Annotated in this window: 26 protein-coding genes; 14 read left to right on the plus strand and 12 right to left on the minus strand. The window is 48.5% G+C overall.

Features of this window, described 5'->3' with window-relative positions; genetic code table 11:
- The first annotated feature begins 402 nt into the window (after window positions 1-402).
- On the plus strand, window positions 403-1,755 hold the full coding sequence (degQ, locus tag M0415_RS10710; RefSeq protein WP_249553712.1) for a Do family serine endopeptidase DegQ: 1,353 nt from the start codon (window positions 403-405) through the stop codon (window positions 1,753-1,755).
- A gap of 125 nt (window positions 1,756-1,880) precedes the next feature.
- Window positions 1,881-2,963 carry an outer membrane-stress sensor serine endopeptidase DegS gene (degS, locus tag M0415_RS10715; RefSeq protein WP_011625166.1) on the plus strand — a complete coding sequence of 361 codons (1,083 nt, stop codon included), beginning with the start codon at window positions 1,881-1,883 and terminating at the stop codon, window positions 2,961-2,963.
- A gap of 182 nt (window positions 2,964-3,145) precedes the next feature.
- Here the strand turns inward: degS and M0415_RS10720 are convergent, their stop codons facing one another.
- Genes M0415_RS10720 through M0415_RS10730 form a run of 3 tightly spaced genes read right to left on the minus strand, consistent with a single transcriptional unit; the run spans window position 3,146 to window position 4,881 of the window.
- On the minus strand, window positions 3,146-3,586 hold the full coding sequence (locus M0415_RS10720; RefSeq protein WP_249553710.1) for a PaaI family thioesterase: 441 nt from the start codon (window positions 3,584-3,586) through the stop codon (window positions 3,146-3,148).
- A 33-nt stretch (window positions 3,587-3,619) separates the two neighbouring features.
- Window positions 3,620-4,024 carry a hypothetical protein gene (locus tag M0415_RS10725; protein WP_249553708.1) on the minus strand — a complete coding sequence of 135 codons (405 nt, stop codon included), beginning with the start codon at window positions 4,022-4,024 and terminating at the stop codon, window positions 3,620-3,622.
- Window positions 4,021-4,881, minus strand: coding sequence for an alpha/beta hydrolase family protein (locus tag M0415_RS10730; protein WP_249553706.1), 861 nt, complete (start codon window positions 4,879-4,881; stop codon window positions 4,021-4,023). The genes M0415_RS10725 and M0415_RS10730 overlap by 4 nt, the downstream gene beginning before the upstream one ends.
- A gap of 80 nt (window positions 4,882-4,961) precedes the next feature.
- Here M0415_RS10730 and M0415_RS10735 point away from each other — a divergent pair, with 80 nt between their 5' ends.
- Window positions 4,962-5,540: a TetR/AcrR family transcriptional regulator gene (locus M0415_RS10735; RefSeq protein ID WP_249553704.1), complete on the plus strand. Its 579-nt coding sequence runs from the start codon at window positions 4,962-4,964 to the stop codon at window positions 5,538-5,540.
- A 97-nt stretch (window positions 5,541-5,637) separates the two neighbouring features.
- Here the strand turns inward: M0415_RS10735 and murA are convergent, their stop codons facing one another.
- The 7 genes from murA to mlaF are packed head-to-tail and all read right to left on the minus strand — an operon-like array spanning window position 5,638 to window position 10,261.
- The gene (murA, locus tag M0415_RS10740; RefSeq protein WP_011621482.1) at window positions 5,638-6,897 is read right to left on the minus strand and encodes a UDP-N-acetylglucosamine 1-carboxyvinyltransferase; all 1,260 of its coding nucleotides are present in this window, start codon (window positions 6,895-6,897) and stop codon (window positions 5,638-5,640) included.
- Between the two features lie 12 nt (window positions 6,898-6,909).
- A complete protein-coding gene (locus tag M0415_RS10745; protein WP_011621481.1) occupies window positions 6,910-7,161 on the minus strand; it encodes a BolA family protein in 252 nt (83 codons plus the stop codon).
- Between the two features lie 16 nt (window positions 7,162-7,177).
- Complete coding sequence (locus tag M0415_RS10750; protein ID WP_249553702.1) at window positions 7,178-7,462, minus strand: STAS domain-containing protein; 285 nt, start codon at window positions 7,460-7,462, stop codon at window positions 7,178-7,180.
- A gap of 5 nt (window positions 7,463-7,467) precedes the next feature.
- Window positions 7,468-8,121 carry an MlaC/ttg2D family ABC transporter substrate-binding protein gene (locus M0415_RS10755; protein WP_249553700.1) on the minus strand — a complete coding sequence of 218 codons (654 nt, stop codon included), beginning with the start codon at window positions 8,119-8,121 and terminating at the stop codon, window positions 7,468-7,470.
- Window positions 8,122-8,132: 11 nt separating this feature from the next.
- On the minus strand, window positions 8,133-8,606 hold the full coding sequence (gene mlaD, locus M0415_RS10760; protein WP_249553698.1) for an outer membrane lipid asymmetry maintenance protein MlaD: 474 nt from the start codon (window positions 8,604-8,606) through the stop codon (window positions 8,133-8,135).
- Between the two features lie 54 nt (window positions 8,607-8,660).
- A complete protein-coding gene (gene mlaE, locus M0415_RS10765; RefSeq protein ID WP_023268675.1) occupies window positions 8,661-9,446 on the minus strand; it encodes a lipid asymmetry maintenance ABC transporter permease subunit MlaE in 786 nt (261 codons plus the stop codon).
- Complete coding sequence (gene mlaF, locus M0415_RS10770; protein WP_011715850.1) at window positions 9,443-10,261, minus strand: phospholipid ABC transporter ATP-binding protein MlaF; 819 nt, start codon at window positions 10,259-10,261, stop codon at window positions 9,443-9,445. The genes mlaE and mlaF overlap by 4 nt, the downstream gene beginning before the upstream one ends.
- A 562-nt stretch (window positions 10,262-10,823) precedes the next feature.
- Here mlaF and M0415_RS10775 point away from each other — a divergent pair.
- The 11 genes from M0415_RS10775 to mgtE all read left to right on the plus strand — a co-directional run bounded on the left by M0415_RS10775 (window position 10,824) and on the right by mgtE (window position 19,194).
- The gene (locus M0415_RS10775) at window positions 10,824-11,801 is read left to right on the plus strand and encodes a KpsF/GutQ family sugar-phosphate isomerase (protein ID WP_011715849.1); all 978 of its coding nucleotides are present in this window, start codon (window positions 10,824-10,826) and stop codon (window positions 11,799-11,801) included.
- On the plus strand, window positions 11,801-12,352 hold the full coding sequence (gene kdsC / locus M0415_RS10780) for a 3-deoxy-manno-octulosonate-8-phosphatase KdsC (RefSeq protein ID WP_023268678.1): 552 nt from the start codon (window positions 11,801-11,803) through the stop codon (window positions 12,350-12,352). The genes M0415_RS10775 and kdsC overlap by 1 nt, the downstream gene beginning before the upstream one ends.
- Complete coding sequence (gene lptC / locus M0415_RS10785) at window positions 12,349-12,909, plus strand: LPS export ABC transporter periplasmic protein LptC (protein ID WP_249553696.1); 561 nt, start codon at window positions 12,349-12,351, stop codon at window positions 12,907-12,909. The genes kdsC and lptC overlap by 4 nt, the downstream gene beginning before the upstream one ends.
- Window positions 12,896-13,447 carry a lipopolysaccharide transport periplasmic protein LptA gene (lptA, locus tag M0415_RS10790; protein ID WP_220057315.1) on the plus strand — a complete coding sequence of 184 codons (552 nt, stop codon included), beginning with the start codon at window positions 12,896-12,898 and terminating at the stop codon, window positions 13,445-13,447. The genes lptC and lptA overlap by 14 nt, the downstream gene beginning before the upstream one ends.
- Complete coding sequence (lptB, locus tag M0415_RS10795; protein WP_011621471.1) at window positions 13,444-14,175, plus strand: LPS export ABC transporter ATP-binding protein; 732 nt, start codon at window positions 13,444-13,446, stop codon at window positions 14,173-14,175. The genes lptA and lptB overlap by 4 nt, the downstream gene beginning before the upstream one ends.
- 105 nt (window positions 14,176-14,280) lie before the next feature.
- On the plus strand, window positions 14,281-15,756 hold the full coding sequence (locus M0415_RS10800; RefSeq protein ID WP_220057314.1) for an RNA polymerase factor sigma-54: 1,476 nt from the start codon (window positions 14,281-14,283) through the stop codon (window positions 15,754-15,756).
- A 28-nt stretch (window positions 15,757-15,784) separates the two neighbouring features.
- On the plus strand, window positions 15,785-16,072 hold the full coding sequence (gene hpf / locus M0415_RS10805; protein WP_007650503.1) for a ribosome hibernation promoting factor: 288 nt from the start codon (window positions 15,785-15,787) through the stop codon (window positions 16,070-16,072).
- Between the two features lie 2 nt (window positions 16,073-16,074).
- Window positions 16,075-16,518, plus strand: a complete 444-nt coding sequence (gene ptsN / locus M0415_RS10810; RefSeq protein ID WP_011621469.1) for a PTS IIA-like nitrogen regulatory protein PtsN — start codon at window positions 16,075-16,077, stop codon at window positions 16,516-16,518.
- A complete protein-coding gene (rapZ, locus tag M0415_RS10815) occupies window positions 16,515-17,369 on the plus strand; it encodes an RNase adapter RapZ (RefSeq protein ID WP_249553693.1) in 855 nt (284 codons plus the stop codon). The genes ptsN and rapZ overlap by 4 nt, the downstream gene beginning before the upstream one ends.
- On the plus strand, window positions 17,356-17,631 hold the full coding sequence (locus M0415_RS10820) for an HPr family phosphocarrier protein (RefSeq protein ID WP_011627201.1): 276 nt from the start codon (window positions 17,356-17,358) through the stop codon (window positions 17,629-17,631). The genes rapZ and M0415_RS10820 overlap by 14 nt, the downstream gene beginning before the upstream one ends.
- Window positions 17,632-17,829: 198 nt before the next feature.
- Window positions 17,830-19,194, plus strand: coding sequence for a magnesium transporter (gene mgtE / locus M0415_RS10825; protein WP_011627202.1), 1,365 nt, complete (start codon window positions 17,830-17,832; stop codon window positions 19,192-19,194).
- 68 nt (window positions 19,195-19,262) lie between these two features.
- On the opposite strand, the gene M0415_RS10830 is transcribed toward mgtE, so the two are convergent.
- Window positions 19,263-20,090, minus strand: coding sequence for a molybdate ABC transporter substrate-binding protein (locus tag M0415_RS10830; protein ID WP_249553692.1), 828 nt, complete (start codon window positions 20,088-20,090; stop codon window positions 19,263-19,265).
- Between the two features lie 238 nt (window positions 20,091-20,328).
- Window positions 20,329-21,021, minus strand: a complete 693-nt coding sequence (locus tag M0415_RS10835) for a YiaD family glycine zipper/OmpA-like lipoprotein (protein WP_220054667.1) — start codon at window positions 21,019-21,021, stop codon at window positions 20,329-20,331.
- Window positions 21,022-21,484 lie beyond the last annotated feature (463 nt).

The following is a 21,484-nucleotide window of genomic DNA, read 5'->3' on the forward strand; positions in this document are numbered from 1 at the left end:
TCTGATGCGGCATATATTTATCCCCTAACAAGCTAAAGGACGCTGGATTCCATATTTCGGCACTCGGCGACAACAAAGCAAGATTAAGCGTGAAAGGATAAAAACTTATTTATAAAGCGCTATGCTGTTAACTTATTTCACGCGACGATGAAAACATTTTAAGACTTGAAAAAGGCCTTAAAAGCCCACAGGTTTCACTTAAGTTACACTCAATAAAATGCTGATAAAATAACCGTTAAGAAATTAACCTTTGTTAATATTGATGAACTTTTTCAATGAGGTGCGTGTCCGAATGGTTACCTAGGCAAATAGCCGGTAACGATACAGATTCGATCTGGTGCGGACACAACTCACGACGCATTACATCCAGATCCTTGATCCCTTATTTGGAGTTATGAATAGATGAAAACGAAACTATCTGTACTTTCAGCCGCAATGTTAGCCGCAACTCTGACAATGATGCCCGCTGTCTCACAGGCCGCTATTCCGCAATCTGTTGAGGGTCAATCCATTCCAAGTCTTGCGCCTATGTTAGAGCGCACGACCCCAGCCGTGGTTTCAGTCGCGGTTTCTGGCACACACGTTTCTAAACAACGTGTCCCCGATGTGTTCCGTTATTTCTTCGGCCCCAATGTACCGCAGGAACAAGTGCAAGAGCGCCCTTTTAGAGGCTTAGGCTCAGGCGTGATTATCGATGCGGATAAAGGTTATATCGTCACCAACAACCATGTGATCGATGGTGCCGATGATATCCAAGTCGGCCTGCACGATGGCCGTGAAGTTAAAGCCAAGCTGATTGGTACCGACTCAGAGTCAGATATTGCCTTGCTGCAAATTGAAGCGAAAAACCTGATTGCAATCAAAACCTCTGATTCTGATGAACTGCGCGTGGGTGACTTTGCCGTTGCCATCGGTAACCCGTTTGGTTTAGGCCAAACCGTCACCTCAGGGATCGTCAGCGCCCTAGGCCGTAGCGGTTTAGGCATTGAAATGCTTGAAAACTTTATCCAAACCGATGCGGCGATTAACAGCGGTAACTCGGGTGGCGCGCTGGTTAACCTTAAAGGTGAGCTGATTGGTATTAACACCGCGATCGTAGCTCCAGGCGGCGGTAACGTGGGTATCGGTTTTGCGATCCCCGCCAATATGGTGAAAAACCTCGTGGCGCAAATTGCCGAGCACGGTGAAGTTCGCCGTGGCGTACTGGGGATTTCGGGCCGCGACTTGGATAGCCAACTCGCCCAAGGTTTTGGCTTAGATACGCAGCACGGTGGTTTTGTGAATGAAGTGACCGCGGGCAGCGCCGCTGAAAAAGCCGGTATCAAGGCAGGTGATATTATCGTTAGCGTCGATGGCCGTGCGATTAAATCCTTCCAAGAGCTACGTGCGAAAGTCGCGACTATGGGCGCGGGAGCCAAGGTTGAACTGGGACTTATCCGCGATGGCGATAAGAAAACCGTGAATGTCACCTTAGGTGAAGCAAGCCAAACCACTGAAAAAGCTGCGGGCGCTGTGCACCCCATGCTACAGGGAGCCTCGCTAGAGAACGCTTCGAAAGGGGTGGAAATTACTGAGGTGGCCCAGGGCTCGCCTGCGGCAATGAGCGGCTTACAAAAAGGCGATGTGATTGTCGGCATTAACCGTTCGGCGGTGAAAGATCTGAAATCACTCAAGGAGCAGCTCAAAGATCAAGAAGGCGCTGTCGCCCTGAAGATCCTCCGTGGTAAGAGCTTGTTGTACTTAGTGCTACGTTAATCGGTACGCCGCTCTGATCTTTATCCCATTATCAGATGCGGATCAGCATAGGGAACGCGGGTTCCCTATGCTTTAACTTGTTAAACATGTTAATCTAACTCACCTTTTTCAATACTTAGCCTGCCATGACAATAAAAGAAACCCTGTTATATCTCGGTAAAGCCGTGCTCTTCGGCCTTATCATGGCGGCCATGTTTTTGTTAGTTACACACTACTTCGACAATAAAAATCTCGGCAGCTCGTTACTGCAAAACCGTGGTAACAATACAGTCGAACTCTCCTTTGCTAAGGCCGTCCGCCGCGCCGCCCCTGCCGTAGTCAATATTTATAGCTTAAGTATCGATCAGAGCCGTCCGCTGAACTCTGGCTCCCTCCAAGGCCTAGGCTCTGGGGTGATCATGAGTAAAGAAGGCTATATTCTCACCAATTATCATGTGATTAAAAAAGCCGATGAAATTGTGGTCGCCCTGCAGGATGGCCGCAAATTCACCTCGGAAGTCGTAGGTTTCGATCCCGAAACTGATCTTTCAGTGCTTAAGATCGAAGGCGATAATCTTCCTACTGTGCCAGTCAATCTCGACAGCCCACCGCAAGTTGGTGATGTGGTATTAGCCATTGGTAACCCTTACAACCTCGGCCAAACCATTACCCAAGGCATTATCAGCGCCACGGGGCGTAACGGCTTAAGTTCTGGTTATTTAGACTTTTTACAGACAGATGCTGCAATTAACGCCGGTAACTCAGGCGGTGCCTTAATCGACACTAACGGTAGCCTGATTGGTATCAACACTGCCGCCTTCCAAGTGGGCGGCGAAGGTGGCGGCCACGGGATTAACTTCGCGATCCCGATTAAATTGGCCCACAGCATTATGGGTAAACTGATTAAAAATGGTCGGGTGATCCGTGGTGCCTTAGGGATCTCTGGCGAGCCGATTAATCCCGTTGTTGCGCAAATCCTCAACCTGCCCGATTTACGCGGCGTATTAGTCACGGGTGTCGATCCTAATGGCCCCGCAGCACGGGCGCAGCTACAACCAAGGGATGTGATCATCAAATACGATGGTGAGGATGTACCAGGGGTCGAAATGCTAATGGATAGAATTGCCGAAACCACACCCGGCAAGAAAATCATGATGACGGTTATCCGCCAAGGCAAAGAGCAAGTACTGCCCGTGATTATCGATGAAAAGGTCGTCGTCGATAATTAAGCTCAGTAAGCTACCTTGATAAATCTCAGAATGAGGCATGTATAAAACCTCATTCTGAGCCATCGTCCAAATCACCTATTACCTCATCCATCAATTAGCAGCTCTATTTATCTTGCACTGTGATTTTTCACCGACTTTCCTTAAACAGTGAGTATCTGTTGCTGCTGCTATAGTTATCGCTTTTAGAGGTTTGGTCTCTTGATAAAACAAGTGGCAGAACCACTCGCAAGTAACTTACCTTCACTGTTTCGAATCGTGCTTTCGGCAATACCCAACGAGCGAGAAATATGTGTCACTTTCGCTTCAGCAATAAGCTGCTCATTCATGGGAACTGGTCTCATCATTTTAGCGGCTAAATCCACAGTCCCGTAGCTAACACCGGCTTCTAGCAGGCTATGTACAGCACATCCGGTGACAGAATCCAATATCGTTGCAGCAAACCCTCCGTGTACCCCTCCCATAGGATTACAATGTTGCTCTGTTGCACGGCAATCCAATACAACCGCTCCAGGGCTTACTTGAAGATTAAAGGTACCCATAGTGTCAAAAATCGTTGGAGGTGGTATGTCGCCGTTGATGATTGCGCTTAAATGCTCCAATCCGCTGAGATGAGAGATATTCAATTTTTATCCTTTAAATTATTTATGGTTAGTAAATTAACGAGTAACAGTACGAAGCGAATTTTTATAAAGCAGCAAAATGTAACCGATCAATATGCATCCCATTATTGCTTCTAAAGCGATAAACAAATGGATTTTGACGGCAATACTTTCTAGCGGAGCGAACTTGTAGTGTCCAAGCGTAAGCATGTTGCATGCCCCGTAAGCGATAAGAAGCAGTGCGCCTATATTATGGTGCCCTTTTTTAATCGCGTAGAATCCTAACGGCGCCAGAGGTGTCATAACAAACCAAAAGAGGTCAACAAGCTTAGGATTTAACCAGTTTGGCTCAGGGTAATGGGCGAAAAAGAGGATGTTGTCGACATAATGTAAAACACTACTCAAGAACGTAGCGATCAGTATCCATTTAAGGGGAATTAACCAAGGTCTCGATGTACTCATATGGCTTTATTTTCCTTATTAATCGCCGTGAACCAATCTAAACTTGCTTGCCATAAAGGAATCGCGTTTTTACGAAAGTACCCCATATGCCCAATCTTGCCCCCTAAGAGCTTTGGTGATAAATCAAGACGAGTTAATGGCGCATTACTGTAGTGCTGAATAAAAGCATCTCGCGATTCAGGCATAGCCCAAAGATCATCTAGCGCATTGGCTGCAACCATAGGGGTCTGTACCGATTGGAAGAGTTTTTCAATTCCATCCATGGTGGGATCATCAAAAAAGTAATGACGAAAACGACACCAGTACCGCCATTGTTTAAACACGTTTTTTGGCAGATCTTCGCCCATTCCCAATAGGTTCCAAGCGCAGTATCCCTTCCACCACGTCAGGAACGGCAGAATGATATTCCACATAGTTAGTACTTTAACTTGTTCAAACAAGGGCATATAACCATGCCAACCCGCGCCTGTACCAAATATATAAGCACCTGTGACTTTTTGATGATTTGGCAGTAAACCAAATGCATGACCACCATAGGAATGGCCAACAATAAAGAGTGGAGCGTCATCTTTACTCATAAACTGGACTGCAGCAGCGAGATCTTGTTTACCCCAGTCGAGAAGGTTCATTTCAAAACCCTCTAGCGTTTCAGGTTTGGATTGCCCTATTCCTCGATAATCAAAGGTTAATGTTTCAAATCCTTGTTCACTTGCAAATTGAGCAAAGCGGCGATAAAACGCCTGCGGCACACCAGTCGCCCCCGCAACAATGACTCGACCTTGAATAGCTTTTTCTGTGCAAAACAGCTGACCACGGAGTAAATAACGATCTTCCGTGTAAAACGATGTTGAGATCATAGTGCTCACTAATTATAACGAGTGTCTTAATGTATTTTTGATGCTAGCCTATAACAACTGTTATAACAAGTGGGATTTTCATGGGCACAATCTCTAATGAAGGTCGTCAGCGGGTCATTGAAGCCGCCGCAATCATGCTTGCTTCAAGCGGTTTACGAGCCATAAGCATTCGTGAAGTGGTCAAGTTTTCAGGTACTCCGCTTGGTTCCGCGTATCACAACTTCCCCGGTGGAAAACAGCAGATAATTACTGAAGCTATTATTTGGGCAGGCGCTCAAGCATCCGCACAACTCAGTGCTTGTCTTGGTAAAGATCGAAACAACGGCATTAATTTGTTTTTATCACTGTGGCGCCAACGCCTTGTTGGTTCACAATATCGTCATGGCTGTCCGATTGTTGCAGCAGCGATAGAACTGCCAGAAGAGGATGAAGCTTCAGAAATAAAAGCGGCAGTGGCACGAGTATTCAGTGATTGGCAATCATTATTAGCTCAACACTTTGAGTCATTAGGTCACACAAAGACCTCAGCTAATGCCATGGCACTTAGCATTATTGCCTGCATTGAAGGCGCGGTTGTGATGTGTCGGGGATACCAAAGTATTGAACCCTTCGATGCTATTTTGGAATGTATTCCTAAATTAGTTGAGAAGACGCTCTAACCAACTCTTATTATTCCCCTTTGTTTTTAGCTGAATGAATACAATAAAAAACCAGCACTTGGCTGGTTTTTTATTGGAAGCGAATCCTACGCAAATGTTATTGCACACGCTCTACATGCGCGCCCAATCCTTGGAACTTCTGCTCGATATGCTCATAACCGCGATCTAAGTGATAGATGCGATCGACGATGGTTTTACCATCGGCAACTAAGCCTGCGATCACTAGACTTGCCGACGCACGTAAATCGGTCGCCATCACCTGCGCACCACTCAAAGACTCAATGCCTTGAATAATGCAGGTATTGCCTTCAAGCTCCATGTTCGCGCCCATACGGATAAGTTCTGGCACGTGCATAAAGCGGTTTTCGAAGATGGTTTCGGTAATGGTCGCCGTGCCCTGGGCTAATACGTTGAGCACGCAGAACTGCGCCTGCATATCGGTTGGAAAGCCTGGATATGGCGCGGTCTTGATATTGACCGCTTTCGGACGTTTGCCTTCCATATCGAGCTCAATCCAATCTTCACCTGTGGTGATCTTGGCGCCCGCATCTTCAAGTTTCGCGATAACAGACTCTAACGAAGCTGGATCGGCCTTTAAGCAACGGATACGACCACGGGTCACTGCCGCAGCAACAAGGAAAGAACCCGTTTCGATACGGTCTGGCATCACGCGGTACTCACAGCCCTGTAGACGCTCAACGCCTTGAATACGCAGTGTGGCACTGCCAACACCGGTGATCTTCGCGCCCATGGCAATCAAACAGTTCGCCAAGTCGATCACTTCTGGTTCACGGGCCGCGTTTTCAATCACGGTTTCGCCATCGGCAAGTGCCGCGGCCATCAATAGGTTTTCGGTCGCGCCCACGCTCACCATGTCCATAAAAATATGGGCGCCCTTTAAGCGACCATCGACACGGGCCTTGATATAACCTTCTTTCACTTCAATCTTGGCGCCCATCATTTCGAGGCCATGCAAGTGTAAGTTCACCGGACGAGCACCAATGGCACAGCCACCGGGTAATGACACGTCTGCGGTGCCATACCGCGCTAATAACGGGCCAAGGATCAGAATCGAGGCACGCATGGTCTTAACGAGATCGTAAGGTGCGCAGAACTCGTTAAGGTTCTTGGTCGAAATACGGATTTGACCATTGCCTAATTCATCCACATCGGCGCCTAGGCAGCGCAGCAATTTGCAGCTGGTGCTCACATCGCGCAAATTGGGGACATTCGACACAATAAAATCAGTCTCGGCTAACACGCCTGCCATTAGAATCGGCAGCGCAGCGTTTTTAGCGCCGGAAATAATCACATCACCAGCAAGCGGAGGGCTTGCTTGAATCGCTAATTTATCCACTTTTCCTCACTACTAGCTGTTGAAAATTTTCTCGCGTTTCCATTGGGTCGGCGTGAAAGTTTTAATCGTTAATGCATGTAACTCACCGCTGGCGATATAGCTCATCAGGGGTGCATAAATGGCTTGTTGTTGTTTTACACGGCTCATGCCGTCAAAACATTCACCGACGGCGATCACTTTGTAGTGGCTGCCATCGGAGCTGGCGTGCACTTCATCGAGTGCTAACGCGTCACGTAAAATCTGTTCTATTAAGCTGCATTCCATGAAATTCGTTACCTTTTCAATTCGCTTCTTCGGTGAAGAAGGACTGTAAATCATATAAACCGATTAATTTTTTTAGCTGATCCGACGCTGAGCACAACTGCAATGGCGTGCCATGCTGACGCACTAACGCCAGCAAAAATGCCACGCCAGCACTGTCGCTGTACTCCAGCTCAGTGAGCGACAACATTTGGGTATCTTGGCTTAACAGGCTTTGCCTTTGCGGCCAAAGTGCGACCACTTGCTCCTGTGATAAACGCCCTTTGAGGTGGCAAATTTTACCCTGTTGCACAAATTCAACCACGGCGATTACTTCCCTGCTTTAGACTGTTTAGTCACTTTGTCTTTGGTACGCTCTTCCAGCATCTTGATCACGGCATCAATTCCCTGTTGGCGGATAAGATTCGAGATTTCAGATTGCTTAGAGGACAGTAAACTCACGCCTTCGGCAACTAAGTCAAACGCCTTCCAAGAGTCATCCTTAAGGCGACGCACTTTAAACAACAGCTTAATCGGCGGACGACCCGCTTCGATAATCTGTACGTTGACATCGACAATCTTCTCATTGCTGAAATCACTACCGGGAGAAAACTCTACTTTTTGGTTAGTGTATTCGGTAAACGCTTGGGCATAGGTTGAGACTAGGTAGCCTTCGAAGGCATCGACGAAGCGATTGCGCTGATCTTCGGTCGACTCTTTTAAATACTGGCCTAACACTTTGTAAGAGGCGTATTTATAGTCGATGTAAGGCATCAACTCTTCACGCACGATCACCTTGAGATGATCCGCATCGGCATCGATCAAGGCTTTATCTTGATGAAAGCGGTCGAAGGTTTTGTTGGCAACGGATTTCACCATGGCATACGGGTCCATAGTGTTAATCGTGGCATCATCCGCCAGTGCGGTCGTTGCAGTAAATATCCATACTAACGGCAGTAAAAAGCGCGATAAGCGTTTAAACATAGCGGTAACCCCTATTTATCCTTTGAACCCATACTATATAAGAACTGACCAATCAGATCTTCTAACACTAATGCGGAGCGAGTATCGTCAATCTTGTCGCCATCTTTAAGCATACTCACGTCATCATCGACAAAGCCCGGTGTTAATCCGAGGAACTGCTCACCGAGTAAACCTGAAGTTAAAATAGCTAAGCTACTGGTTTCTGCGAACTTATCGAAACGTTTGTCCATCACAATCGTCACCACAGCCACCAGTTTGACTGGGTCTAAATCAATCTTACTCACGCGGCCTACCACTACGCCGCCGACCTTGACCGGAGAGCGCACCTTTAAGCCACCGATATTGGTGAAGTTGGCAGTGAGGGTATAGCTGCTGTCGCTGGTCTGCACTTCGATATTGGCGACTTTAAACACCAACACCAAAAAGGCCGCTAAGCCCGTTAAGAGAAACATACCCACTAATAATTCAATTTTTCGTGTCAACATGCTCAGTTACCACTCTGTTAATCCGTCTATCTGTATCCTTGGCGCTGCAATCCGTTAGCGGCCAAACATCAGGGCTGTTAGTAAAAAGTCCAATGCCAGTACGGCGAGGCTCGATTGCACCACGGTTGAGGTGGTTGCACGGCTGATCCCTTCTGGATTCGGCACCACTTGATAGCCGCGATATAAGGCAATCCAAGTCACCACCACGGCAAAGACGCCGCTCTTAATCAGGCAGTTCACTATGTCTTGGCGCCATTCAACCGAGGCTTGCAGAATCGACCAGAAGGCCCCGCCATCGATACCTTTCCATTCCACACCTACTAAATGGCCGCCATAAATGCCTACCGCAGTAAACATCAGCGCCAATAACGGCATGCTGATCACCCCCGCCCAAAAGCGTGGTGCAATGATTTGCCTGAGCGGGTCAATCGCCATCATCTCTAAGCTGGATAACTGCTCGGTACTCTTCATCAGACCGATTTCAGCGGTCAGCGCCGAGCCTGCGCGGCCGGCAAATAATAACGCTGTGACCACAGGACCGAGTTCACGCAGTAAGCTCAAGGCCACCATGGGGCCTAAGCTCTCCTCAGTACCGAAACCGACTAAGATGTTGTAGCCCTGCAGCGCCAACACCATGCCGATAAACAGGCCCGAGACCACAATAATGACCATAGATTGTACGCCGACCACATAGATTTGGCGCACTAATAATGGAAAACCTTTACGCACCCGAGGCCAGCGAAAAATCGCGCCCCAGAGCATCAGGCCCGCACGGCCAAAACCGAGCACTAACTCGATAGCGCTGCGGCCGAGGTCGGCAATACTGTCGAATAACTTCACTTGCCAGCTCCTTTAGCCATTAATTCTTGCTGATAATCCTTCGCCGGGTAGTGGAAAGGCACAGGGCCGTCGGGCGCGCCTTGAATAAACTGTTTGAGCTGCGGATTGTCCGCATGCTTTAACTCCTCAGGCGTGCCATGGGCAATCACTCTTTTATCGGCCACCACATACACATAATCTGCAATTCCGAGCACTTCATCCACATCGTGGGACACCACAATCGAGGTTAGATTCAGCGCATCGGAGAGTTCGCGGATAAGCTTCACCAGCACGCCCATGGAAATCGGGTCTTGTCCGGCAAAAGGCTCATCGTACATCACCATTTCAGGCTCAAGGGCGATCGCCCGAGCAAGGGCGGCACGGCGCTGCATCCCACCGGATAACTCACTTGGCATCATCTGCGCGGCGCCACGCAGACCAACGGCTTCAAGCTTCATCAATACGATTGAGCGAATAATCTCTTCGGGTAAACCCGAATGCTCACGCAGTGCAAAAGCGACGTTATCGAAGACGTTGATATCGGTGAATAAGGCGCCACTTTGAAACAACATGCTCATGCGCTTACGCAGTTCGAACAATTGGCTACGACTCGCGGCATGCACATCCTGACCATCGAACAACACTTGGCCGCTATCGGGCGTTAATTGGCCACCGATAAGCTTAAGCAAGGTGGTTTTACCTATACCACTGGGGCCCATAATGGCGGTGACTTTGCCCCGGGGGATAGACAGACTAATATCTTCATATATGACACGCTGGCCACGGCTGAAGCCCAAATGACGGATCTCAACCAACGGCGTTTGTTCTTGAGTCATGCTTGATTCCGATATTTGAAAAGAGGTGGCCTACGCTTCCTGCCCAGACCAATCGAAGAGCCGCAAATTGTACGTAATTGCGCTTTAACCTACAACAGAATCGACACTATCGTCCTGCGATACTTTCAATTTGCCTCATTTCCAGCGAGAATGCGCCCTAAGTTTTCGCTCTGTGAAGCTAAAGTGTTACTTAATGTTTTCACCCTTGTTGATAAATCAGCAAGTTTGTTTAGTTAAGGCTAATAAGATAAGCGAAATCACACTGAACTAGGCAAGACAACTTAACTCAAAAGCCATATTGAATGTCAAACTGGTTATCATGGCGGCCATAGCCATAAAAGTGGCAGCGCTAAAACAACCAAGACGATGATTTTGCTCAAGGCATTCAATCGCTAAACAGGTTATCCTGCCCTATTGCCGTCAACCCTATAGGCAAAGGCAGAACAATAAAGTGCTACTCCGAGTAAGAAGCCGTTAATTTTATCATCTTTATCGCGTACCAAATTGTGCTATTCCAATCCCAGAACGGGGCGACAAAGACAATGCAAGAAGAGAGATAGACATGGTAGACCAATCACAATTGCGCCAGTGGGGCTGTAAAGTCATCGATATTGAAAAATCGGCCCTCGACAATCTTTATCAATATGTCGATTCCGTTGAATTTGCCCAAGCCTGCGAGTTAATTCTCAACTGCACCGGCAAAGTGATAGTGATGGGAATGGGGAAATCTGGCCACATTGGCAATAAAATCTCGGCCACCCTCGCCAGCACAGGTACCCCAGCGTTTTTTGTCCATCCTGGCGAAGCCAGCCATGGTGATCTAGGCGTGCTTTCGGACAATGATGTGATTCTTGCGATTTCAAACTCGGGCGAGTCGAGCGAAATCCTTGCTCTGATGCCAGTCATCCAACGAAAAGCCATCCCTGTGATTGCCATGACTGGCAAGCCAGAATCCACCATGGCGCGTCTATCTAAAATTCATTTATGTATTGAGGTGCCAGAGGAAGCCTGTCCGCTTGGGCTGGCGCCAACTTCAAGCACCACAGCAACCTTAGTCATGGGCGATGCCATCGCCATTGCGCTGCTGCAAGCCAAAGGCTTTACCCGGGAAGATTTCGCCATGTCCCATCCGGGCGGCGCCTTAGGTCGTAAGCTGCTGCTTAAAGTCAGCAACGTGATGCACAGCGGCGATGACTTACCTTTGGTTAAACACGATATCTGCATCACCGATGCCCTGTATGAGATCTCCAAGAAAGGCCTTGGCATGACCGCGGTTATCGATGAGCAAAACAAACTCGTGGGTATCTTTACCGACGGCGACCTGCGCCGCGTTATCGATGCCCAAGTCAACCTGCGCACCACGCCTATCGCCGATGTGATGACGCGAAACTGTGTCACAATTACTGAAAACGTCTTAGCGGCGCAGGCGCTGCAAGTGATGGATTCCAAAAATATCAACGGCCTGATAGTGATAGATAAAGAACATCATCCTGTCGGAGCCCTCAATATGCTCGATATGGTTAAAGCGGGAGTGATTTAATGCCACAGCAAGGTTTTTACGGCCCCATCAGCGACGATGTTTGGCAAAGGGCACAAAAAATTAAACTGCTGATCTGCGATGTGGACGGAGTGTTTTCCGACGGCCGCATTTATTTGAGTAACTCAGGGGAAGAGCTCAAAGCCTTCCACACCCGCGATGGTTATGGTGTGCGCTCGTTACTAACCAGTGGTTTTAATCTGGCGGTGATCACTGGCCGTCAGTCTAAAATTGTCGAAAACCGCATGACGGCGCTGGGTGTGACGCATATTTATCAGGGCGTGGATAATAAATTCGTGCCCTATGAAGAGCTGCTGTCGCTCTACAATGTCACCCCAGAAGAAGTCGCCTATATCGGTGATGATATTGTCGACTTGCCGGTGATGAATGTGGTCGGCCTTGCCGTCTGCGTTGCCGATGGTCATCCCTATGTCCGTCAACACGCCCATTTTGTGACTCACTTAAATGGTGGGCATGGCGCACTCAGGGAACTCACGGATCTGCTCTTACTGAGCCAAAATAAGTTCACTTCCGCCCATGGGATGAGCATATGAGTCGTGTGACCCTCGCCATTATCGCCTTTTTTGGTACTGCGCTGGCGCTATATTGGCAAGTGCAGCAAAAACGCGGTGGCGATACGGATGACAGCTTGAACGTCAGCGACAGGCCCGATTACATTATCGAAGATCTGCGCAGCATTGAGTTTAATGAGCAAGGGCAAGTTAACAGTCGCGTCACGGCAAAGCACATGGAACACTATGAGCTGAAAAACCAAACCGACTTTACTCAGCCCGTCTATCTTGTCTATCCCGACCAAGGTAAAGCAAAATGGCAGATCCGAGCCGACCAAGGTCGACTCAATAAAGATACCGGCAAGGTTGTATTAGAAAATAATGTTATTATCGATGCCATCAGCCCTGGTGAACCCATACAGACATTGTCCACCAGTTTTTTAGAACTCGATCTCAACACTATGATAATGACCTCTGACCGCATCATTTACGTCACAGGGAAAGATTTTAATATTCAAGGGCAAGGCCTTTATGCCGACCTTAACGCGCAGGAAGTGCAATTGACCAGTCAGGTAGTAGGAACCTATGAAGCAAAATAACATATTACTTGCCGGCCTAATGCTAATCACCAGCATGAGTGCCTTCGCCAAGGTCGGTGACTTACAGCAAGAAGTGAAAATTAAAGCCGTCAGCCAAACTGCGGACATTAAAAATAACCAGATCATTTTCTTCGGTCCGGTTGAAGTCACTCAAGGCTCGATTAAAATCCATGCGGATCAACTACGTGCATTTTCTGCCGAAGGGGAAAACAGCAAGATTTTAGTGGCAACGGGCAACCCTGCGACCTACAGCCAAATTCTCGACGATGGACGCCCAGCGTCGGCGAGCGCCAAAGAAATTCGCTATGAAATGGCGACCCGCACCCTGACCTTAACAGGCTCAGCGACCCTAGACCAAGCGGGTAGCCAAGTGACGGGTAACCTCATCCGTTACGATATTATTCAGCAGAAACTGATCGCTGAGAGCACGGGTAGCGGTGATGATCGCGTAATCACCATTATTCAACCTGACAACTATCAGGAAGAACTCAAGAATCAGCCTGCGGACAAACCTGTGAAAAAACAGGATTCTAAATGACCCAAATCACCTTAAAAGCACAGAATCTCGCTAAGAGTTATAAGAGTCGTCAGGTTGTGAAAGATGTCAGCCTGACGGTGAAAACGGGTCAAGTCGTCGGCCTACTCGGCCCAAACGGTGCGGGTAAAACCACCACCTTTTACATGGTCGTGGGCTTAGTCAAAAGCGATAAAGGCCATATCTTTATCGACGATGATGATTTAACCGCCGATCCTATGCACCTGCGCGCTCGCAAAGGCATTGGTTACCTGCCACAGGAAGCCAGTATCTTTCGCAAGCTGACAGTGCACGACAATATCATGGCGGTACTGCAAACCCGTAAAGAGCTCAATCGCGATCAACGCGAAGAAGAGCTGGAACATCTGCTCGAAGAGTTCCATATCACCCATATTCGCGATAGCCAAGGCATGTCGTTATCGGGCGGTGAGCGTCGCCGCGTCGAAATTGCCCGCGCCTTAGCGGCCAATCCTAAGTTTATTCTGCTCGATGAACCCTTCGCCGGTGTCGACCCGATTTCGGTTATCGATATCAAGAAAATCATCGAACAACTCAAGAGCCGAGGCCTTGGGGTATTGATCACAGACCACAATGTGCGCGAGACTTTAGACGTCTGTGAACATGCCTACATTGTCAGTCACGGAAACCTGATTGCCGAAGGAACTCCCGCAGAGATCTTAGACAATCAGCAAGTTAGGGCTGTGTACTTAGGTGAACAATTCAGGCTATAGTTACTTAAACAGAGCCAATTAGCCTTGAATTTTGGCTTATCTGCGCCATCAATATGATAACAAGCGGCCTAAATTCAAAATAATAACGTAGGGATCAGCGGTAACATGAAAGCGTCACTCCAGCTCAAACTGGGTCAACAGTTAACCATGACGCCACAACTTCAACAGGCCATTCGTCTGTTGCAATTGTCGTCATTAGAACTGCAGCAAGAGATCCAGCAAGCCTTAGACTCTAATCCCCTTCTCGAGCTGGAAGAGGAGCAATTCGACGCGCCTACCGAACGTAAGCAAGATATCGCCGATACCGACTTTAGCGAAACGACAGCCCAGCCACAGGAACAAGACAATTCCACCGTGGACATTGCCGAGTCGTTGACCAAAGAATCCCTGCCCGAAGAACTACCCATGGACACCACTTGGGATGAAGTCTTTACCGCATCGCCAAACTCAGGTTCTGGCGCCAGCCGTGAAGATGACATGCCCTTCCAAGGGGAAACCAGTGAAGGCCTGTACGAACATTTAGAATGGCAGAAAAACCTCACGCCCTTCTCTGAAACCGATTTAGCTATTGCCACCGCGATTATTGATGCCATCGACGATCAAGGTTATCTGACTCAAAGTACTGAAGATATCCTCGAGGCCATGGGCAATCCTGAGATCGAGCTGGATGAAGTCGAAGCCGTACTCAAGCGCATTCAACACTTCGATCCCGTCGGTGTCGCCGCAAGGGATTTAAGCGAATGTCTGCTTATCCAACTCTCCCATTTTTCGCCGGATACCCCACACCTCGAAAACGCCCGTATGTTGATCAAAGATCATTTAGATCTGATCGCTGCCCGCGACTTTAGGTTGTTGATGCGTAAAACCAAGCTTAAGGAAGATGATCTGCGCGAGAGCATTGCCCTCATCCAAACCTTAAACCCTCGCCCCGGTTTGCTCATCACCCCTGTCGATGAAGAATATGTCATCCCCGATGTGTCGGTGTCGAAGAAAAATGGTCGCTGGGTGGTCGAGTTAAATCCAGACTGCATGCCAAAAATCAATGTTAATCAGCAATATGCAGCCATGGCGCGCAGCACCAAAAGCCAAGCCGATAGCCAATTTATCCGCGGGCATCTGCAAGAAGCCAAGTGGTTTATCAAAAGCCTTGAAAGCCGTAACGAAACACTGCTCAAGGTGGCAAACTGCATAGTGCAATATCAACAGGGTTTCTTCGAATACGGTGAAGAAGCCATGAAACCTATGGTCCTAAACGATATCGCCGAGGCGGTAGAGATGCATGAGTCCACCATTTCACGGGTGACCACACAAAAATACATGCATACCCCAAAGGGACTTTTTGAACTAAAATATTTCTTCTCAAGCCACGTCGGGACTGATGATGGCGGTGAGTGCTCATCCACGGCAATCAGAGCCTTCATTAAGAAACTGGTTGCAGCGGAAAACCAGAAAAAACCATTAAGCGACAGCAAGATGGCGCAACTTCTGGCAGAACAGGGAATTAACGTTGCGCGCAGAACCATTGCGAAGTACCGAGAGGCGATGCTTATTCCCCCTTCCAATCAGCGTAAAAGTTTATAGCCTAAAGTGGAAATCGGAGGACGTTTATATGCAAATAAACCTGAGTGGACACCATATCGAGATTACTGAATCGTTACGGGCTTATGTTGAGGAAAAGTTTTCAAAACTTGAACGTCATTTCGAACAGATCAATAATGTGCACGTTGTGCTCAATGTTGAGAAAATGCAACAAATTGCCGAAGCGAGAATCAACCTCACCGGTGGTGAAGTCTTCGCGACTTCAGAGCATGCAGATATGTATGCTGCCATAGACGTCCTGATCGACAAGCTTGATCGTCAGGTTATTAAACACAAAGAGAAGTTAACAAAACACTAGCAATGGAACTTCGTACCATACTGCGGCCGGAATGCACGACCTGCGCCACTCCGGGCAGTAAGAAAAAGGTACTGGAACTTATCAGCGACTTAGCCGCTGCCCAGTACCCCACCCTCTCATCTCAAGAGATCTTCGAAAGCCTAGTGGCGCGCGAAAAGATGGGGAGCACAGGTATAGGTAACGGCATCGCCATTCCACATGGTCGATTAACCGATATAACACAACCCATAGCCATATTGGTGAAATGTGAGGAGCCGATAGCCTTTGATGCTATCGATAAACAACCTGTCGACATTTTATTTGCGCTGCTAGTGCCTGCTGACCAATGTCAACAGCACTTAAGCACTTTGTCCTGCATGGCTGAAAAGCTCAGCGACAAGCAAATATTGAAGCAATTGCGCAAGACGCATGATGAAACGGAACTCTATCAGGTAATCACTGGATGAAACTGGTCATAGTGTCAGGGCGCTCAGGCTCAGGCAAATCGGTCGCACTAAGAGTGCTTGAAGATCTCGGCTACTATTGTGTCGATAATCTTCCTTTGCCGCTGATTGGCAGCTTACTCGAACAGCTCAAGGGCAGTAACGATCTCGTCGCCATCAGTGTTGACGTGCGTAACCTGCCGGAGCAAGACAAGGTACTCGTCAAACAGCTCGCCAGCCTGCCAGAGGGCACTGAACTTACCAGCTTCTTCTTAAACTCCAGCGATAAAGTACTGTTAAAGCGCTACAGCGAGACGCGGCGCTTACATCCCTTATCTAAGAGCCGAGTATCACTGCAAGAAGCCATTAAGCTTGAAGGCAAGTTGCTCGAGCCCCTGTCACAGCAGATGGATCACTACATAGATACCTCGAATCTGAATATCTATGAACTCAGCGACCAAGTACGGCAAATCCTGCTTGGCAGTGTCGATAAGGAACTGGTGATCAACTTCGAGTCTTTCGGTTTTAAGCATGGTATGCCAACCGAAGCCGACTTTATGTTTGATGTGCGCTTTTTACCCAACCCCCACTGGGAACCCGAGTTGCGCCCCCTCACAGGTTTAGATGAACCTGTGGCAGAGTTTTTAAATCGCCAGCCCTTGGTCAATAAGTTTATTTGGCAGATTGAGAACCTACTCGAAACCTGGTTACCCCACCTCGAGCGTAATAACCGCAGTTATCTGACCATTGCCATTGGCTGCACAGGCGGACAACACCGCTCTGTTTATATCGCCGAGCAACTGGCTAAACGCTTTAGTAACGGTAAACATCAAGTCAATGCACGCCATCGGGAACTGACAAATGCCAAAGCTTGAACGCCAGGTCACCATCTGCAATAAACTCGGCTTACATGCCCGCGCAGCAACTAAACTCGTGGTGTTGGCCTCAGAGTTTGATGCCAGCATTACGCTGATCCAAGGTGAAAAACAGGCCTCTGCCGCCAGTGTTTTAGGGTTACTTATGCTAGAAACCGGCATGGGTAAAACCATTACCCTGATTGCCGAAGGCCCAGATGCCGAGCCCGCGCTCAATGCCATTTGCGCGCTTATCGACGCTAAGTTCGACGAAGCCTGTTAATCGTATCGATATCTCTTCTCGATGATTCCTGCCGTTATTCAGCACCCCGTTTGGTTTTGATTTCAGCACCTTATACCAGTAAAACACATTTGTGACTCGACGCCCTCCCGTGCGCTCAATTACAATATACTGCTGCGCTTTGGCTTAAGCCCTCAACAGCCAAACGTCCCTATCCACCGTCGCCATCTTGGAGGAAACATGCCTGTAGAAGCCTCAGACAGCTTACAAGTCGAACAACGTCTCGACCAACTGAGCCATGCCCTCAATAGCGGTATGTTTGTGCATGTCAGGCAAATGCTGCAAAACATGGCGGCGTCGGATATCGCATTGATTTTAGAGTCCTCGCCCCCTAAAGCGCGGCAAGTGCTGTGGCAACTTATCGATCAAGACCAGCTCGGGGATATTCTCGATGAACTCAGTGAAGAGTTAAAAGATCCACTGATCCGCGCCATGAGCCCTGAGCGGGTAGCCAAGGCGACCGCCAGTATGGATACGGACGATCTCGCTTATATCCTGCGAAGCTTGCCAGATACGGTCTATAAGCAAGTATTACAGTCTATGAGCCTGCAAAACCGCCAGCGGGTCGAGCAAGCGCTCTCCTACCCCGATGAAACCGCGGGCAGCCTAATGAACACAGATACTGTGACCTTAAGGCCCGATGTGAATATCGATGTGGTGCTGCGTTATTTGCGCCAACGGGGCAACCTGCCCGACACCACTGACACCTTATACGTGGTGGATAAGCACGATCGCGTACTCGGCGGCGTCAAACTTGCGGATCTGCTCACCTGCGATCCCAATACTCATATCAGCAGCATTATCGATACCGATATCGAGAGCATTCCCGTGGGCATGTCCGACAGCGAAGTAGCACAGCTGTTCGAGCGCCATGACTGGGTGTCCGCCCCCGTGGTCGATAGTGAGGGCAAGTTACTCGGGCGTATCACCATCGATGACGTGGTGGATGTTATCCGTGAAGACGCCGAGCACTCCATGATGGGGATGGCGGGGATGGACGATGATGAAGATACCTTCGCCCCTGTAGTGAAAAGCACTTTCCGACGCTCGCTCTGGTTGACGATTAACCTGTTTGCCGCCCTGCTGGCAGCCTCTGTCAGCAATATGTTTGAAGGCACAATCGAACAATTCGCCACGATTGCGATTTTAATGACGATTGTCCCTAGCATGGGCGGAGTCGCGGGCAATCAAACCTTAGCACTGGTGATCCGTGGGATTGCCTTGGGTCATATTGGCCAGAGTAACGCCCGCTGGCTGATTGGCAAAGAACTCGCCATTGGCTTTTTGAACGGCCTCATGTGGTCGATTTTGGTGTTTATCGCGGTATTAGTTTGGAAAGACGATATGGCGCTTGCCAGCCTGATTGGCGGCGCAATGCTTATCAATATGACTGTCGCAGGACTGGCTGGCGCCAGTATTCCGCTGATCTTAAAGCGCTTAAAAGTGGATCCTGCGTTAGCGGGCGGCATGGTGCTCACCACAGTCACCGATGTGATTGGCCTGTTTGCCTTCTTAGGATTAGCGACCCTGTATTTAATGCACTAGTACTCAACCTGCTAAAACGAACAACAAAAATGGCGCCATAGGGCGCCATTTTAATAAGTCAATTAGCACTATTTTTTAGGCGGCTGAAAACCATAGCCCGTTAAAATCGCTTGCCCCTCAGGAGACAAAATAAACTCGGCTAAAGGCGCAGCTGCATTATTGGCATCCTTTAACACCAATAAGCCATAGTCGGCACCGACCGCTAGCTCAGGCGGTAAATCGACAATCTTGAGGCTTGGCACTTCTTTTTGTGCCAGCACCGCATTGGTGCAATAGGTTAAGAACACGTCCGCCTGCTTATTTTCCATCACCCAAGCATAGGGATTACGATCTTTCGGCGGTTTAGCACTTTCAGGCCCACCCGTTAGCTGCAAGGCTTTGGTTTCTAATGTGGTTTTTGCATTGGCTTTTAAGGCCTCGGCTTTCGCAAACACGGCCCAAGCATAATCCCCCGCGGGATCGGCTTTTGGCGTTGATGTGCCGACTTTAGTTTGCGGCGCGAGCATGGTATCTAATAAATTCGCACTGGTGAGTGGCACATCCGCCAGGGCAATGGCGCAGAGCTGGTTACGGGCAAACATTTGCACCTGTTGACCCACTCCCGCATCGACTAAGGCCTGCGGGTGTTTCATATTCGCCGAGGCGAAGATATCGACTCGCTCACCCTCTTGGATCCGCTTGAGTAATAAGCCCGAAGGCGCATACTGCGCTGCCACCTTAGCATCTGATTTCGCCTGATAAGCAGCAATAATATCGTTCATCGCCGCCTTTAAACTGCCTGCGGCCCTGAGTTCAATTGGTGCAGTTGCCTCAGAGCTCATTGTTGCGCCTTGTGCCATTCCCGCCATCAATGTCGCCCCTAAACTGATTGCGAACACTAAACTTTGTTTTGCCATGCTGTACTCTCCATTCACACAGAAATGTCCTAGTGCATACATGACGGCAAAACCTTTAGCGGATCAAGTATTACCTCTGCCGGATAAATGCAAATCGGGACGATTGTGGCCAAGATCACTTAAGTCTTTTAGGTGACGGGACAAATTGTCCACTAAGGAAAATTGTTGCCTAATGCAAAGAATCAGCGAGTGCTGATAGTAAAAAGTCGCCCGTAGGCGACTCTTATTTTATAGAAAATTATTGCCCCGTTGGGGTTAACACAATTTCCACTCGACGGTTTTGGGCGCGACCTGCGGCATTCGCATTCGATGCGATAGGACTCGCCTCACCCATGCCCTTCGATTTAACCCGAGCAGAAGCGACGCCTTTGCTCATCAGGTAGTTGCCCACTTCGCTGGCACGCACTTGTGATAAACGTAGGTTGTAAGCATCTGAGCCGCTGCTATCTGTGTAACCTAATACGTTCAGTTGAGTCTTGCTGTACTCCTTGGCCACCAGCGCTACTGAGTTCAATACGCGCTTAGCGCCATCGCTCAGCTCAGTTTGGTCAACACCAAAGGTCACTTCGTTTGGCATGTTGAGAATAATATTGTCACCGTCGCGGGTTACACTCACACCTGTCGACGCCAATTGTTGGCGCAGTTTGGTTTCTTGCACATCCATGTAATAGCCAATACCACCACCGACGGCGGCGCCAGAGGCTGCACCAATTAAAGCACCTTTACCGCGGTCACTCTTACTTGATGACGCAACCCCAACGGCCGCACCGGCAACCGCACCAATTAAGGCGCCAGTCGTCGCTTTCGCCGTTTGTTGTTCGTTGGTATAGGGATTGACAGTCGAGCAACCCGAGGCAATCAGGGCACTGGTAACCACGACAATCGCCAGCTTTGACGCCGGCAGAGATTTAATCAGAGAAGGCTTCATCATTTATGACCTCATAACATGATTGATGATGGTATTTGCCCGCCAAAAGGCAAAGGGCGTGGCAAGTCGCCAAAAGACACCATAAAAACCGCAGTATATAAACATTCTCTGTTGAGACAATCTTTAATCGCTTTATCGCTCAGTTTATGACTGATTTAATCGAAAATAACACTAAATGTAAACATCTCAAGATCATCTGCACAACATTTAGAGTAAAAGCACTGAAATAGTGCAAGCTGCACCGTTTCAGACATAACTTAAAAAAGTCACCGTTTGAAACATTTTAATAAACATATGATTTTAAATGAAAATACAAATTTTAAAAAATTGGCACGGATCTTACATACTAATAAATAGGTAGAAGAGCAGAGGCGCTCAAGCGACTCACTCAACACCTTAAGTAAGCTGTTTGACATCGATGGACGTTAATCTAAGTGCCCGTTGTGAGGCATGGTAATCGAAGCAC

The sequence above is a fragment of the Shewanella sp. 10B genome (assembly GCF_023475885.1).
Lineage (GTDB): Bacteria > Pseudomonadota > Gammaproteobacteria > Enterobacterales > Shewanellaceae > Shewanella > Shewanella mangrovisoli.